Origin of the sequence: Nonomuraea sp. NPDC003804 (genome assembly GCF_040610675.1) — a bacterium.
Lineage (GTDB): Bacteria > Actinomycetota > Actinomycetes > Streptosporangiales > Streptosporangiaceae > Nonomuraea.
The window spans coordinates 41,550-57,335 of sequence record NZ_JBEXMT010000040.1; the positions used below are offsets into that span (position 1 = coordinate 41,550).

12 protein-coding genes are annotated in these 15,786 nt (G+C 70.7%); 8 read left to right on the forward strand and 4 right to left on the reverse strand.

Features of this window, described 5'->3' with window-relative positions; all coding sequences use genetic code 11:
- Positions 1-253: 253 nt before the first annotated feature.
- Positions 254-748, reverse strand: coding sequence for an Lrp/AsnC family transcriptional regulator (locus ABZX22_RS39145; RefSeq protein WP_354920180.1), 495 nt, complete (start codon positions 746-748; stop codon positions 254-256).
- A 181-nt stretch (positions 749-929) separates the two neighbouring features.
- On the opposite strand from ABZX22_RS39145, the gene ABZX22_RS39150 reads away from it, so the two are divergent.
- From ABZX22_RS39150 to ABZX22_RS39180, 7 genes are all read left to right on the forward strand, one after another.
- Positions 930-2,363, forward strand: coding sequence for a gamma-aminobutyraldehyde dehydrogenase (locus ABZX22_RS39150; RefSeq protein ID WP_354920183.1), 1,434 nt, complete (start codon positions 930-932; stop codon positions 2,361-2,363).
- Positions 2,364-2,392: 29 nt separating this feature from the next.
- Complete coding sequence (locus ABZX22_RS39155; RefSeq protein WP_354920186.1) at positions 2,393-3,457, forward strand: ABC transporter ATP-binding protein; 1,065 nt, start codon at positions 2,393-2,395, stop codon at positions 3,455-3,457.
- Positions 3,458-3,467: 10 nt separating this feature from the next.
- Positions 3,468-4,700, forward strand: coding sequence for a spermidine/putrescine ABC transporter substrate-binding protein (locus ABZX22_RS39160; RefSeq protein WP_354920189.1), 1,233 nt, complete (start codon positions 3,468-3,470; stop codon positions 4,698-4,700).
- Positions 4,701-4,704: 4 nt separating this feature from the next.
- Positions 4,705-5,556 (forward strand): ABC transporter permease, encoded by an 852-nt coding sequence (locus ABZX22_RS39165; protein WP_354920192.1) that lies wholly within the window; start codon positions 4,705-4,707, stop codon positions 5,554-5,556.
- The gene (locus tag ABZX22_RS39170) at positions 5,553-6,338 is read left to right on the forward strand and encodes an ABC transporter permease (RefSeq protein ID WP_354920195.1); all 786 of its coding nucleotides are present in this window, start codon (positions 5,553-5,555) and stop codon (positions 6,336-6,338) included. The genes ABZX22_RS39165 and ABZX22_RS39170 overlap by 4 nt, the downstream gene beginning before the upstream one ends.
- A 267-nt stretch (positions 6,339-6,605) precedes the next feature.
- A complete protein-coding gene (locus ABZX22_RS39175) occupies positions 6,606-8,000 on the forward strand; it encodes an FAD-dependent oxidoreductase (RefSeq protein WP_354920300.1) in 1,395 nt (464 codons plus the stop codon).
- Positions 8,001-8,154: 154 nt separating this feature from the next.
- On the forward strand, positions 8,155-9,009 hold the full coding sequence (locus ABZX22_RS39180) for an alpha/beta hydrolase (protein ID WP_354920197.1): 855 nt from the start codon (positions 8,155-8,157) through the stop codon (positions 9,007-9,009).
- Here ABZX22_RS39180 and ABZX22_RS39185 read toward each other — a convergent pair.
- Positions 8,990-9,931: an alpha/beta hydrolase gene (locus ABZX22_RS39185; RefSeq protein ID WP_354920200.1), complete on the reverse strand. Its 942-nt coding sequence runs from the start codon at positions 9,929-9,931 to the stop codon at positions 8,990-8,992. The genes ABZX22_RS39180 and ABZX22_RS39185 overlap by 20 nt on opposite strands.
- 152 nt (positions 9,932-10,083) lie before the next feature.
- On the opposite strand from ABZX22_RS39185, the gene ABZX22_RS39190 reads away from it, so the two are divergent.
- Positions 10,084-11,331 carry an MFS transporter gene (locus ABZX22_RS39190; RefSeq protein ID WP_354920203.1) on the forward strand — a complete coding sequence of 416 codons (1,248 nt, stop codon included), beginning with the start codon at positions 10,084-10,086 and terminating at the stop codon, positions 11,329-11,331.
- Positions 11,332-11,377: 46 nt separating this feature from the next.
- On the opposite strand, the gene ABZX22_RS39195 is transcribed toward ABZX22_RS39190, so the two are convergent.
- Together ABZX22_RS39195 and ABZX22_RS39200 are read right to left on the reverse strand one after the other, a co-directional pair.
- A complete protein-coding gene (locus ABZX22_RS39195; RefSeq protein ID WP_354920206.1) occupies positions 11,378-12,865 on the reverse strand; it encodes an MFS transporter in 1,488 nt (495 codons plus the stop codon).
- 30 nt (positions 12,866-12,895) lie between these two features.
- Complete coding sequence (locus ABZX22_RS39200; RefSeq protein WP_354920208.1) at positions 12,896-15,778, reverse strand: BTAD domain-containing putative transcriptional regulator; 2,883 nt, start codon at positions 15,776-15,778, stop codon at positions 12,896-12,898.
- Positions 15,779-15,786: the final 8 nt, after the last annotated feature.

Genomic DNA, 15,786 nt, shown 5'->3' on the forward strand with positions numbered 1-15,786 from the left:
CCGGGCGGCCGTGATCCGGGCGCTGGAGGCTCTTCTCGTCCGGCTCGATCCCGAGCGGGTCTGGGGCGGTCTGTCCCGCACGACCACGCCCGAAGGCTCACGCTGTACCTGTGCGCGGACCGCAGCCGGGCCTACCGGCGTCCTTCGCGGTCGGCCCTGGAGAGGTCGGCCCTGGAGAGGGCGGCACTGTCATGATCGTGCGGAAACCGACACGAGCGAGATGACGCTGCTTGCCGGAAAAAGGGGAAAAGATTTACCGAGTGCCCCACGAGTAGGTCTGCTTGCGCAGTTTGAGGTACACGAACGACTCCGTGGCGCGGACCGCCGGGATCGCGCGGATTTTGCCGAGAATCTCCAACAGGTGACGGTCGCCCTCGCACACCACCTCGACGATGACGTCGAAGGAGCCCGCGGTCAGCACCACGTAGTCGATCTCCTCGATCGAGGCGAGCTCGTCGGCGACGCTGTCGAGGTCGCCCTCGCAGTTGATGCCGATCATCGCCTGGCGGGGGAAGCCGAGCGTCAGCGGGTCGGTGACGGCGACGATCTGCATGACCCCGTCGGTCTGCAGGCGCTGCACCCGCTGGCGTACCGCGGCTTCCGACAGCCCGACCGCCTTGCCGATCGCCGCGTACGGCTTGCGCCCGTCCTCCTGCAACTCTTCGATGATGCGCTTGGACAGGTCGTCGAGCACGACCTGGGCGGGCCTGCCGTCGCCGTCTCTGCGCGCCTTGGGCGGGGTCGTCATGTGGCAATCCCTCCTGTGCCGCACAGCCCTTGTGGGGTCCTGGTGCGACATGTTGTCAGTTCTGGGCGCACTGTCAAGCGAATTCGTAGCAATTTGATATCTTCGCGACGAAATCCCTTGTCCTGATGCTGACGCTCTGTCAGAGTCGCGACAACTCAGCCACCTCACCAGGAGGTCAACGTTGACCACCCGTCTGCAGAACTTCATCAACGGTGAGTTCGTGGATGCCAAGAGCGGCCGATTCTCGGACGTCATCGACCCGTGCACCGGAGAAACCTACGCACAGGCGCCCGTCTCCGGGCAGGAGGACGTCGACGCTGCCTACGCCGCCGCGGCCGCCGCGTTCGAATCGTGGGGGCGGACGACGCCGGGCGAGCGCGCCGGGCTGCTACTGAAGGTCGCCGACGCGATCGAGGCGCGGGCCGACGAGATCAACGAGGCCGAGTGCCTCAACACCGGCAAGCCCCGAGCTCGCATGGCCGAGGACGAGACTCCGGTCGCCGCCGACCACTTCCGCTTCTTCGCGGGAGCGGCGCGCACGCTGGAGGGCCCCACGGCCGGTGAGTTCCTCGCCGACCACACCAGTGTCATCCGGCACGAGCCGATCGGTGTCGTCGGCCAGGTCACGCCCTGGAACTACCCGATGATGATGGCGGTCTGGAAGATCGCCCCCGCGCTCGCCGCGGGCAACACGATCGTGCTCAAGCCGTCGGACACCACGCCCGCCTCGACGCTCAAGCTCGCCGAGATCATCGGCAGCGTGCTGCCTGCCGGCGTCTTCAACGTCGTCACCGGCGACCGCGAGACCGGCGCCCTGGTCGTCGGCCACCCGACGGCCGCGATGGTCGCCATCACCGGCTCGGTCGGCGCGGGCATGGCCGTCGCCAAGAGCGCGGCCGAGGACCTCAAGCGCGTGCACCTCGAGCTGGGCGGCAAGGCGCCCGTCGTGGTGTTCGAGGACGTCAAGGACCTCAAGGCGGCCGCCGAGTCGATCGCCACCGCCGGTTTCTACAACGCGGGCCAGGACTGCACCGCGGCCTGCCGCGTGCTGGTCCACGAGAGCGTGCACGACGAGTTCGTCGCCGCCCTCACCGAGGCTGCGGCGGGAACCGTCACCGGCGACCTGTCCGACGAGGAGGCGCTGTACGGCCCGCTCAACAACGAGAACCAGCTGACCAAGGTCTCCGGGTTCTTCGAGCGGCTGCCCGCGCACGCCAGGGTCCTGACCGGCGGCCACCGGGTCGGCGACAAGGGCTACTTCTTCGCGCCGACCGTCGTCGACGGCCTCCAGCAGGACGACGAGATGGTCCAGAACGAGGTCTTCGGACCCGTGATCACCGTCCAGACCTTCACCGACGAGGCCGACGCCCTGGCCAAGGCCAACGGCGTGCAGTACGGCCTGTCGGGCTCGGTGTGGACGTCCGACCACGGCCGCGCCATGCGGATGTCCAACAGACTCGACTTCGGCGTGGTGTGGGTCAACACCCACATCCCGTTCGTCTCCGAAATGCCGCACGGCGGCTTCAAGCACTCGGGTTACGGCAAGGACCTGTCGGTCTTCGGCCTGCACGACTACACCCGGGTCAAGCACGTCATGCACTACATCGGCGAATAGCTCCGACACAGAGTGGGATAAATCCTGGTATGACCAGCGCTATCGACCTTGAGGACGTGATCAAGGAGTACCTCTCGCATGGCGAGGTCGTCCAGGCGGTGAAGGGCGTCTCGCTCTCCATCGCCGAGGGGGAGTTCTTCTCCCTCCTCGGCCCCTCCGGGTGCGGCAAGACGACCACCATGCGGATGATCGCCGGCTTCGAGGAGCCTACGCGCGGCACGGTCAAGCTCCACGGCCAGAACGTCACCGACGTTCCGCCCAACAAGCGCGACGTCAACATGGTGTTCCAGTCCTACGCCCTGTTCCCGCACATGAACGTGTGGGACAACGTGGCCTTCGGGCTCAAGCAGAAGAAGACCCCCGACGCGGAGATCAAGCGCCGCGTCGGGGAGATCCTGGACATCGTCGACCTGACCGGTCGCGAGAAGCGCAGGCCACGCGAGATGTCCGGCGGCCAGCAGCAGCGCGTGGCGCTGGCCAGGGCTCTGGTGAACAACCCCAGGGCCCTGCTGCTGGACGAGCCGCTGGGCGCGCTCGACCTGAAGCTGCGCCAGGCCATGCAGATCGAGCTGAAGCGCATCCAGCGTGAGGTCGGCATCACGTTCGTCTACGTGACGCACGACCAGAGCGAGGCCCTCACGATGAGCGACCGCATCGCCGTCATGAACGACGGTCTGGTCGAGCAGCTCGCCGGGCCCCGCGAGATCTACGAGCAGCCCGCCACCGCATTCGTCGCGGGCTTCATCGGCACATCCAACCTGCTGACCGGCGCCCTCACGGGGGGCGTGCTGAAGGTCGCGGGAGGGCGCGTGCTGGTCCCGGGGGGACAGGACGGGGAGGTCACGGTGACCGTCCGCCCTGAGAAGATCACGATCGACGTCGACGAGCCCAACGGCGGCCTCAGCGCCGTCCCCGGCACCGTCTCCGAGGTCGTCTACCTGGGCACCTACAACAGCTATGCGGTACGGCTGGCCGACGGCGCCGAGGTGACCGTCTTCCAGCAGAACGCGCACGACGCCTCGACCACGGCCGAACGTGGCGATGCCGTCTGGCTCTCATGGCAGCCGCAGCACTCATACGCGATTGGAAGTTGATATCCGTCTCATGGACGTCCGCACGAACCCCGCCTTCCTACGCGGCATGACCACGAGTCGCCGCGACGCACTCAAGCTCGCCGGGATGACGGCCGCCGCCATGGCCCTCGCCGCCTGTGGCGTCGAGGGCAAGAAGTCAGCCGCCGCACCGACGCAGAACGCCGCCGCCGACTTCTGGGCCGGCAAGAAGCAGAACGGCGTGCTCCGCTTCGCCAACTGGCCGCTCTACATCGACAAGGACGGCAAGAACTACCCGTCCCTGCAGATGTTCGAGAAGGACAAGGGCATCAAGGTCACCTACACCGAGGCCATCCAGGACAACGGCACGTGGTTCGGCAAGATCCAGCCGCAGCTCGCCGCCAACACCGACATTGGTTTCGACCTGATGGTCATGACCAACGGCAACCAGCTCGCCAAGGCGATGAACCTCGGCTACCTGGCTCCGCTGGACCATTCCAAGCTTCCCAACTTCGCCGCCAACGCGGCGCAGAAGGTGAAGAACCCGGTCTGGGACCCGAACAACACCTACACGATCCCGTGGACGGTCGGCGTCACGGGCATCGCCTACAACCCCGAGTACGTCGACGAGGTCACCAGCATGAACGACCTCTGGAACCCGAAGTACAAGGGCAAGGTCGGCATGATGCTCGACTCGCAGGAGATCGCCAACTTCGGGATGTTCGCGCTCGGCATCGACCCTGACAAGTCGAAGGAGGCCGACTGGCGCAAGGCCGCGGCCAAGCTCCAGGAGCAGCGCGACCAGGGCCTGGTGCGCAAGTACTACGAGAACGACTACATCGAGGCGCTCGTCCGCGGTGACATCTGGATCACGATGGCCTGGTCGGGCGACATCTTCCAGCAGGTCGCCGAGGGCAAGAACCTCAAGTTCGTGGTGCCGCAGGAGGGCGCCACGATCTGGACCGACAACATGTGCATCCCGAAGACCGCCCAGAACCCGGTCGACGCGCTCACGCTGATGGACTACGTCTACCAGCCCAAGATCGCCGCGATGCTCGTGGAGTACATCAACTACATCACGCCGGTGCCCGCGACCAGGGACATCGTGCTCGCCGACGCCGCCAAGGCCACGGGCGAGGACAAGCAGGCGCTCCAGCAGGTCGCGGAGAGCCCGCTGATCTACCCGTCGGAGGCGGATCTGGCCAAGATGCGCTCCTACCTGCTGCTGGACAGCAAGACCGAGCAGCTCTTCGAGAGCATCTTCCAGCCCATCACCCAGGGCTAGCACGATGAGGCGGCTCACCCCCTACCTGCTGATCCTGCCGGGCGGGCTGTGGCTGGCGATCTTCCTGGTGGTGCCGATGGTCTTCATGGCCTCGGTGTCCACCCAGGAGGGCAACGTGGTCGACGGGTTCGCCCAGACCTTCCACTTCGCCACCTACGTCGACAGCCTGGTGCAGTTCAAGACGCAGTTCCTGCGCTCGGTCGGCTACGGCCTGGCCGGGACGGCGATCGCCATCGCCATGGCCTACCCCGTCGCCTACTGGATCGCCTTCAAGGGCGGGTCCAGGAAGTCGACGTACCTGCTGCTGGTGCTGCTGCCGTTCTTCGTCTCGTTCGTGCTGCGGACGGTGTCGTGGAAGTTCCTGCTGGCCGACGAGGGCATCGTGCTGCAGCCGCTGAAGGCCCTGGGCTGGTTGCCCCAGGACTTCCACGTGCTGCAGACGTCGGCCGCGGTGATCGGCGGACTGGTCTACAACTACCTGCCCTTCATGATCCTGCCGATCTACGTGGCGCTGGAGCGGGTGGACCCCCGGGTCGTGGAGGCGGCCCAGGACCTCTACGCGACCAGGACCGCCGCGTTCCGCAAGATCGTGCTGCCGCTGTCGCTGCCAGGGGTGTTCGCGGGCGTGCTGATGACCTTCGTCCCGATGACGGCCGACTACGTGAACGCGGGCATCCTGGGCGGCCCGGCCAACACGATGATCGGCAACATCATCCAGACCCAGTACCTGGTCAACAACAACTACCCGACCGCCTCGGCGCTGTCGTTCACGCTGATGGCGGCCATGCTCGTGGGCATCTTCGCCTACGCCAAGGCGCTGGGCACCGAGAACGTGCTGGAGGCGGCGGCACGATGAGAACGCGCAAACTCGCCGACCGGCTGCTGTTCGCCTACGTGTGGGTCATCATCGCGTGGCTGTTCCTGCCGATCGCCGTCATGATCGCCTTCGGCTTCAACGACACGCAGAGCAAGTCGAACGTCTCCTGGCAGGGCTTCACGCTCAAGTGGTGGGGACGGCTCGACGAGTATCCCGACCTGACCGACGCGGTGATCAACTCGCTCCAGCTCGCGGTGCTCTCGGTGCTGATCACCACGGTGCTCGGCACGATGATCGGGCTCGCGCTGGGCCGCTACCGGTTCAAGGGGCAGGGCCCGATGAACCTGGTGATGTTCGCCGCGATCTCCTCGCCCGAGCTGGTCATGGGCGCCGCGCTGCTGTCGCTGTTCGTCAGCACCGGCGTGGACATGGGCTTCACCACCGCGCTCATCGCCCACGTGCTCTTCTCGGTGTCGTTCGTGGCCATCACCGTGCGCGCCCGCGTGGTCGGGCTCGACCCGTCCATCGAGGAGGCCGCCAGGGACCTGGGCGCCTCGTCGTGGACCACGTTCTGGCGGATCACCTTCCCGATGATCCTGCCCGGTGTGGTCGCCGGCGCGCTGCTGGCCTTCGCGCTGTCCATCGACGACTTCGTCATCACCCAGTTCACCAGCGGCGCCATGCAGACCTTCCCGCTGTGGATCTGGGGGGCCACCCGCATCGGTGTCCCGCCCCAGGTGAATATCCTGGGTACGCTCATCTTCGCGGTGGGCGTCGTGATCGCCGTCGTCAACTCGGTGACCGCGCGGCGCCGCGTCTAGGAAGTCCGTGAGCCCCCGCGGTCGCGGGGGTTTTCGGCATACGGCGGTGGGGGATCGGCCCCCGCCGTCCTGCGGGACCGCGCCCGCTTTCGCGGGTCGCGGGCGGACCTGCCCGTGTGTGCCGTACGGTGGCACGCGGGCGAGACCTTGGCAAGGAACAGGGAGGCGAGATCGGATTCAGGCGGGGGGAACCCGCGCGCGATCAACTGACTGATCGGGCAATCAATTCATGTGCTGTAGTAACACTCACGTAGGGATGTGAGATTTGTGGATCCGCTGAAGGCTCTTGCTGACGCGGAGCGCAAGCCGTACTGGCTGGACACCCCGGCCAGACCCGAGCCGCTGAAACGGCTCATCGGCACCACCAAGGCCGACCTCGTCGTGGTCGGCGGCGGCTTCTCGGGGCTGTGGACCGCCCTGATGGCCAAGGAGCGGGACCCGGGCCAGGACGTGGTCCTGCTGGAGGGCCGCAGGATCGGCTGGGCGGCCAGCGGCCGCAACGGCGGGTTCTGCATGGCGACGCTGACGCACGGACTGCCCAACGGCCTCGACCGGTGGCCGCAGGACATCGACCGCCTCGAGCGTATGGGCGTCGAGAACCTCGACGAGATCGAGCGCACGCTCGAGCGCTACGACATCGACTGCTCCTTCGAGCGCACCGGCGAGCTGCACGTCGCCACCGAACCGTGGCAGCTCGACGACCTGGCAGGACACCTCGACCTCATCGAGGAGCTCGGGCTCGACTACGTCCTGATGGACCAGCAGCAGATCAGGGCGGAGGTGAACTCCCCCACCTACCTGGGAGGGCTGTGGGAGCGCCAGGGCTGCGCCATGGTCGACCCCGCCCGGCTGGCCTGGGGCCTGCGCAAGGCCTGCCTGGAGGCGGGCGTGCGCATCTACGAGCGCACCCCCGTCAGGTCGCTCGCCGACGACGGCGTCACGATGGAACTGCGCACGCCGTACGGCACCGCGAAGGCCGGCAGGGTCGCGCTCGGCACGGGCGTCTTCCCGCCCCTGCTGAAGCGGCTCAAGCACTTCCTCGTACCGGTCTACGACTACGCCCTCATGACCGAGCCCATGTCGGAGGCCCAGCTCGCCTCCGTCGGATGGGACAACCGGCAGGGCGTCGGCGACTCGGCCAACCAGTTCCACTACTACCGGCTCACCGACGACAACCGGATCCTGTGGGGCGGCTACGACGCCGTCTACTACAACGGCGGCCAGATCAAGCCCGAGTACGAGCAGCGCGACGAGACCTTCGTCAAGCTGGCAGGGCACTTCTACGCGACCTTCCCGCAGCTGTCGGAGCTCCGCTTCACCCACCGGTGGGGCGGCGTGATCGACACCTGCAGCCGCTTCAGCGCCTTCTACGGCCAGGCGCACGGCGGCCGTCTCGCCTACGCGGTCGGCTACACCGGCATGGGCGTGGGCGCGACCAGGTTCGGCGCCAACGTGATGCTCGACCTGCTGTCGGGCGAGCGCACCGAGCGGACCGAGCTGGCGATGGTGCGGGAGAAGCCGGTCCCGTTCCCTCCCGAGCCCGTGCGGTCGGGGGTGATCCAGTTCACCCGGTGGTCGATCGCCCAGGCGGACCTGCACCAGGGGCGGCGCAACCTGTGGCTGCGGACGCTCGACAGGATGGGCCTCGGCTTCGACTCCTGACCCCGGGCGCCCTCTCTCGGCGATCGTGTGGACCCCGGCCGGCGCCCCGTGACGGCGCGCCGGTCCCGGGCTTCGGCGGGGGCCTGTCCGGAAGGCCCCGGCCGAGTCCGGCGGTGCGGCCCGCGAGGTCGCCCCGGCGGGCCAGACTGAACGCATGAGAGTCGAGTTCGAGGTCGACGGCATCACGCTCGTCGGCGACATGCGCATCCCGGAGGGCGAGGGGCCGCACCCCGCCCTCGTCCTCACCGGCCCCTTCACCGGGGTGCGCGACCAGGTCACCGGCCGGTACGCGGAGCGGCTGGCCGCCCACGGCCACGTCACGCTGGCCTTCGACCACCGCAACTGGGGCGAGTCGGGCGGCCTGCCACGGCAGCACGAGGACTGGCAGGGCAAGCTGGCCGACCTCAGGGCCGCCGTGTCGCTGCTGCGGAGCAGGCCCGAGGTCGACCCCGAGCGGATCGGGGCGGTCGGGATCTGCCTCGGCGGCGGCTACGCCCTCAGGTTCGCCGCCTTCGACCCGAGGGTGAAGGCGTTCGCCGGCATCGCGGGCGCCTACAACAACCCCTACGGCAGGCACTTCGAATCGGTCCTTCCCGGCCTCACCCAGGTGCTCGAACGGCAGGACCGGGGCGGCGAGACCGAGTACCTGCCCGCCGTGGCCGAGGAAGGGGAGGCGGCCATGCCGGGCGACGAGCCGTACGCCTACTACGGCGCCACCGCCTCACCGACCTGGCGCAACAGGGTGACCGCGGCCAGCATCCGCGAGCTGGTCACCATGGACAACATGATGGGCGCCGACTTCCTGTCGCCCCGGCCCGGCCTGATCGTGCACGGTGTCATCGACAGGTTCTGCTCGCCCGAGGGCGCCGAGGAGGCCTACAAGCGGATGGGGCAGCCCAAGCGGATCGTCTGGCTGGACGCCAGGCGCCACATCGACCTCTACGACGGCGAGCCGTACGTCACCCAGGCCGTCGAGGCGACGGCGGAGTTCATGCGCGAGCACCTCTGATCCCGTGATCCGGCCCGACCGCCCGGACGAAGGCGCCCGCCTCGGCGATCGCGGCCACGCCCTCCCGCGCCAGGTCGGCGAAGACCTGGAAGGCGTGCACCTGGCCCTGCCAGATCTGCAGGCGGCACGGCACGCCCGCGCGGTCCAGGGCGGCGGCCATCAGCTCGGCGTCGGCGCGCAGCACCTCCCTCGATCCGGCCTGGATGAGGACGGGCGGCAGCACCGACAGGTCGGCGTGGGCCGGACCCCAGAGCGGGTCGGTCGGCACGATGCCCGGCCACAGCAGGTGGCTGAGCGCGGGCAGCCTGGAGACCGGCAGGTAGGGGTCCGTGCCGAGCCTGGCCGCGTGGTCGAGGTCGATGAACGGCGACAGCGCCACGATGCCGCCAGGACGGGGCAGCCCCTCGGCCACCGCGCGCAGCGGCGTGAGGAAGCTGAGGTACCCGCCGGCCGAGTCGCCCGCGACCACGATGTCATCGGCGGCATAGCCCCTGGCCAGCAGCCACCGGTAGGCCGCCACGCAGTCCTCGACCGTCTCGGTGAACGGCACGCCGGGCGGCTTGCGGTAGGCGACCGACAGCACGGGTGCTCCCGCCGCCAGGGAGAGCCTGGCGACCAGCCGCCGGTGGGTGCGCAGCCCGCACAGCACGAAGCCGCCGCCGTGGAAGTAGAGGATCACGCGGCGGGAGCGGTGGTCGACGCCCTTCGCCCGCACCCACTCCGCCGCGCACCCCAGCCCGCGCACCCTCGCCGTCCTGGTGCCGCGCGGCGGCCTGAGCACCACGGCCATCAGGTCGATCACCGCGGCGAACCGCATCAGGGCGAACGGCGTCCAGGCCAGCAGCGGGTAGACGAACAGGCGTGCCAGGAAGGGCACCAGCCGTGAGCCCAGGCTGCCGCCGGGGCGCTCTTCGAGGACCATGTATCGATGATGTGACATAAAATGACGCTTTGTCGCGTTGTTCATTGGCAGACCGCACGGCGGCCGCAGCGAGCGGTATCTACCCCGGTCGAAGCCCACCACGGCGGTGTGCCTCGCAGGGGGTTCTCCGTCATGACCTGGACGGAGACCTTGTGAAGTCCTACCTGACCGTGCTCGCCACCCCGGGAGCATGGCGGTTCCTCGTGCCCGCGCTCGTGGCGCGCCTGCCGTACGCGATGTTGCAGATCGGCATCCTGCTGCTGGTGCGGTGGTCCACCGGTTCGTACGGCGCGGCGGGCGCCGCCTCGGCCGCCGCCGCGATCGCGCAGGCCCTCGCCGGACCGCAGACGGGCCGCCTCGCCGACCGGTACGGCCAGCCGCGCGTGCTGCTCCCTCAGGTGGCCGCGCACACCCTCGCCGTCGGCGCGCTCGTCGCGCTGGCCGCCACCGGCGCGGGCGCGCCGCTCCTGGTGGTCACCGCCGCGCTCGCCGGCGCCACCGTGCCGCAGATCGGCGCCATGGTGCGGGCCCGCTGGTCGCACCTGCTCGGCGGCTCCGGCCGGCTCGGCGCCGCCTTCGCCGTCGAGTCGATCACCGACGAGCTGACCTTCACGCTCGCGCCCGTGCTCCTGGTGCTGCTGTCCACCGGCTTCACGCCCGCCGTGGCGCTGCTGGTCTCGCTCGCACTCATCCTCGCCGGCACCGTCGTCTTCGCCGTCACCCGCGTCGGCGCCCCCGAGCCGATGCCGGTGAGGGTCCGCTCGGCCAGGGGCGTGCTGAGGCTGCGCGGCGTGGCCGTGCTCGCGCTCGGCTTCCTGGCCATGGGGTCGGTCTTCGGCAGCATGCAGGTCGGCGTCACCTCCTTCACCGCCCAGCTGGGCGCGCCCGCCGTCGCCGGCCCCGTCTACGCCGCCTTCTCCGGCGCCAGCGTCGTCGGCGGCCTGCTGTACGGCGCGATCCGCTGGCGCGTCTCCGCCCCCGCCCGTCTGGTCTGGGGGCTCGGCCTGCTCGCCGTGGCGACCAGCGCCCTCCTGTTCGCCGGCACCGTGCCCCTGCTGTTCGCCGCGGCCGGCCTGGCGGGGCTGGTGATCGCGCCGGTCATCATCACCGGCTACACCATCGTCGAGCGGCTGACTCCCGCCGAGGTGCGGACGGAGGCGTTCACCTGGCTGACGGGCGCGATCGGGCTCGGCCTCGCCACCGGGGCCTCGCTCGCCGGACAGCTCGTCGACCGCTTCGGGCCGCCGGTGGCCTTCGTCGTGCCGCCCCTGATGGTGGGCGTCGTCGCCGTGCTCGTCCTGCTCCGCCTGCCCAGCCTGCGCCCCGTCCCCGGGCCCGCCACCCCGGCGGCCACCACCGCCGCTGACTCCCCCCGACCGAGCGGATCCGCGCGCGGGTGACGTCGACGCGAGAGGCGATCCACCCGCTGCTCGATGACGACGTGTCTCACGCGTGGGACAGGGCGTCGTCCGGGATGACCTTGGGGATGCCCCGGAGCGTGCGGTAGGCGGCCACGGCCAGCACGACCAGCAGGGCGCTCGTGGCGAGCGTGGTGAGCTGCAGCGCCTCCACGAAGGCGAGCTTCGCCGCCGTGATGACCGAGGGCGGCACCTGTCCCGCCACGCTGAGCGCGCCGCCGAGGCTGTCGCCGACCTGGGGCGGCAGTCCCGCGGGCACCTCCAGGTTGGCCCGGTAGGTGGCGGCCAGGATGCTGCCGAGCACGGCGATGCCGAGCGAGCCGCCCAGCTCGAAGGCCGTCTCCGAGAGCGCCGCCGCCGCGCCCGCCCGCTCCTTCGGCACCGCGGCCAGGATCGTGTCGTTGGTGACGGCGAAGGTGAACCCGACGCCCAGGCCGCCGATCACCATGCCGATCAGCAGGTAGCCGAAGGTGGTGGTGGCGTCCGCCTGGCCGTAGACGGCGAAGGAGGCGGCCGAGCACAACAGGCCGACGGCGACGACGGTGTTGCGGCCCCACCAGGTGACCAGCCTGGCGGCCAGCGCGCCGCCGACCGCGCCGCACAGGCCGCCGGGCAGGGAGGCGAGACCGGCCTGCAGCGGCGTCCAGCCCAGCACGAGCTGCATGTACTGCGCGAAGATCAGGTTGAGCGCGATCATTCCGAAGATCGCGAACAGGTTGGCGGCCACCGCGCCGGTGAACGCCCGGTGGCGGAACAGGCGCAGGTCCACCAGCGGTACGGCCAGCCGCCTCTGCCGCCGGCCGAACAGCGAGAGCCCGGCCACCGCCAGCGCGGCGGAGAGGGCGACGTTGGCCGCGAAACCGTCGATGACCCAGCTCTTGAGCGTGTACACGGCCGCCACCACGCCCACGATCGACAGCACGGCGCTGGCCGGATCGATCGCGGCGGCCCCGGGGTTGCGCGACTCGGGCAGCACCAGGAGGCCGCCGACCAGCACCAGCGCCATGAGCGGCAGGTTGATCAGGAAGACCGACCCCCACCAGAACGAGGTCAGCAGCAGCCCGCCCACGATCGGCCCGAGCGCGAAGCCCGCCGCGCCCATGCCGCCCCAGATGCCCACCGCCATGGTCCGCTCGGCGGGGTCGGTGAACACGTTACGGATGATCGACAGCGTGGACGGCATGATGGTGGCCCCCGCCACGCCGAGCAGCGCCCTGGCCGCGATGAGCAGGTCGGCGTTGGGCGCGTAGGCGGTGACCGCGGAGGCGAGGCCGAAGGCGACGGAGCCGATCAGCAGCAGCTTCTTGCGGCCTATCCGGTCGCCCAGGTTGCCCATGGTGATCAGCAGGCCGGCCAGCGCGAAGCCGTACATGTCGCCGATCCACAGCTGCTGGGCGGCGGTCGGCCTCATGTCGGTGATCAGCCCCGGCAGGGCCAGGTGCAGGACGGTGAGGTCGATGGCCAGGAGCAGCTGGGCCAGGCAGACGATGGCGAGGCTTCCCCATTTGGTGTTCATGGCGGCAGCGTCGCCGCGCCCGCTGACCGCTCACGCACCGAGCGCTGACAGCGCCTCCTCGGCCATGGCGGCCAGCGGCAGGTTGGTGTCGCGGACGGTGTCGAGGACCTGGGTGTACCAGGCGCGTGCGGTGCCGGTCTCGCCCGCCGCCGCGGCCACCGCGCCCAGGCCCAGCATGATCTGCATCCTGGAGTCGGCGGCGCTGTACCAGGTGGTGGGGCACTCCTCCAGCGCCTGCTCCATCAACGCCCTGGCCTCCCGCAGGTCGCCGCGGATCATGGCCAGCCGGCCGAGGCCGAGATGCGCTCGCGCCAGCGTCTCGCGGGCGCCGGTGCGCGTGGCCAGCTCAACCACCCGCAGGTACTGCCACTCGGCTTCCCCGAGATCCAGGTGGACGACGGCGTCGGCCCTGCGGCAGCCGTAGTCGGCCAGGTCCTCGACGGCGCCGAGCTCCTCGGCCAGCGCCTCGGCCTGCGCCGACAGCTCGGCGGAGGCGGCGTGGTCGCCCTGCTGGAAGGCCAGGTCGGCCATGCCGGACAGCGCCAGCGTGCTGCCCCACCGCTCGCCGAGCGCGCGGAAGGCCCGCAGCGACCGCTGGAAGCAGGCCCACGCCTCGTCAGGGCGGCCGAGGTTCTGCTGCAGGTAGGCCAGCCCGGCGTGGCTCAGGCCCTGCATCCACGGAGACAGCGTCGCCACGAACTCGGCCGTCATCCTCTCGGCCATGTCGTAGTCGGCGGGCGGCCCCTGCAGCATCGGCATCATCACGTTGAGGAACTCCCGCTGGAACGGCGCGGCCCCGTCGTACCTCAGCGTTCCGATGTCCGCCTTGGTCCTGGCATCCCACGCCGCGACCAGCACGCTCATGGCGTACTCCTCGCTGGGGGAGGGGTCGACGACGGTCAGCACCTCGGCGGCCATGGCCGCGCCCTCGCTCCTCCTGCCCCTGAACCACCAGTAGCAGGCGAGGCCGCCCACCAGGCGGAGCGCGGTGCCGGTGTCGCGGACCTCGACCGACCAGCGCAGCGCGGCATGGAGATCGTCGCGCTCCTCGTCCAGCAGGGCCAGCCACTCCAGTTGCTCGGCCCTGCGCAGGTGCGGGTCCGCGGCGACGGTCAGCTCGAGGTAGTAGGCGGCGTGCGCCCGCCTGAGCGCCTCGACCTCGCCCGCCTCGGCCAGCCGTTCGGCGCAGAACGCCCTGATCGTCTCCAGCATGCGGTAGCGGCCGTGCTCCACCTGCACCAGCGACTTCTCCACCAGGGAGGCCAGCAGCTCCTCGGGCAGCCCGCACACCCGCTCGGCCGCCTCCAGCGTCGCGCCGCCGACGAACACCGTCAGCCGCCTGGCCATCGCCTGCTCGTCGGCGTCGAGGAGGTCCCAGCTCCAGGCGACCACCGCGCGCAGCGTCTGGTGCCGGGGCAGCGCCGTACGGCTGCCGCGGGCCAGCAGCCTGAACCTGTCGTCGAGCCGCGCGGCCACCTCGGCCACCGACAGCGACCGCAGCCGGGCGGCGGCCAGCTCGATCGCCAGCGGCAGCCCGTCCAGCGCCCGGCAGATGCGGACGAGCTGGTCCTCGTCCTCGACGGTGAAGCCTGGCCTGACCGCGGTGGCCCGGTCGGTGAACAGGCGGACGGCCGGGTAGTCGAGCGCCCGCGGCGCGCCCGGCGGCGGCAGGGGCAGCGGCGACACCGGGACGATCGACTCGCCGGTGATGCCGAGCGCCTCGCGGCTGGTGACCAGCAGCCGCAGGTGGGGGCAGGCGGCCAGCAGCCGGTCGGCCAGCGAGGCGGCGGCCCCGACCAGGTGCTCGCAGTTGTCGAGGACGAGCAGCAGCCTGCGCTCGGCCAGCGCGGCGACCAGCCGGGTCGCCGCGTCGGCGGGGACGCGGCCGGCGGCGTGCAGCGAGTCGCGCAGGTCGAGCGCGCTCACGACGGCCTGCGGCAGGTCGGCCTCGTCGGAGATCGGGGCCAGCTCCACGAAGCACACGTCGCGCGGGGCCGTGGCGGCCGCCTCGGTGGCCAGCCGGGTCTTGCCCGCTCCGCCCGGCCCGATCAACGTGACGAGCCTGGCCTCCTCCAGCAGCGCCTGAAGCCGCTCGAGCTCCTCGGCGCGGCCCACGAAGCTGGTCAGCTGGGCGCGCAGCCCCCGCCGCGACACGCCCGCCTCCGGCGCGCCGGGGGCCGGGCCGAGCGAGGGGTCGGCGCGTAGCACCGCGAGGTGGGCGGCGGCCAGCTCGCTGCCCGGCGCGACGCCGAGCTCGTCGTCGAGGATCCGGCGGCCCTCCTCGTAGACGGCCAGCGCCTCGGCCTGGCGGCCGCTGCCGTACAGGGCCCGCATCAGCTGGGCGCGCAGGCGTTCGCGCAGCGGGTGGGCGGCGACCAGCTCGCCCAGTTCCGCCGCGACCTCGCGATGCGATCCGAGCTCCAGCTCGGCCTGCACCCTGTCCTCGACGGCCGACAGGCGCAGCTCGGCCAGCCGCGTGGCGGTCGTCCCCGCGAACGGCGCATCGGCCAGCGGCGCGCCCTTCCACAGCTCGAGCGCCTCCCTGAGCACCCGGGCCGCTCGCGCGGGGTCGCCCTCCCGCACGGCCGCGCGCCCGTCGGCGACCAGCAGCTCGAAGCGGTGCGCGTCGACGTCGGCCGGATCGACCGCGAGCCGGTAGCCGGCGGGATGGAACTCGATCAGGTCCTTGCCGAGCGACCTGCGCAGCCGGGAGATCTGGGACTGCAGCGCGTTGGCCGCCGTCTCCGGCGGCTCGGCGCCGTAGAGGCCGTCGATCAGCTGCTCGTGGGTGACGATGCGCCCGGCCTCCACGGCCAGCAGCACCAGCAGCGCCCTGACCCTGGGCCCGCCGAGCGCGACCGGCTGCCCGTCGCCGTCGCGCACTTTGACCGGACCGAGGATCTCGAAGCGCATGCCCCCGA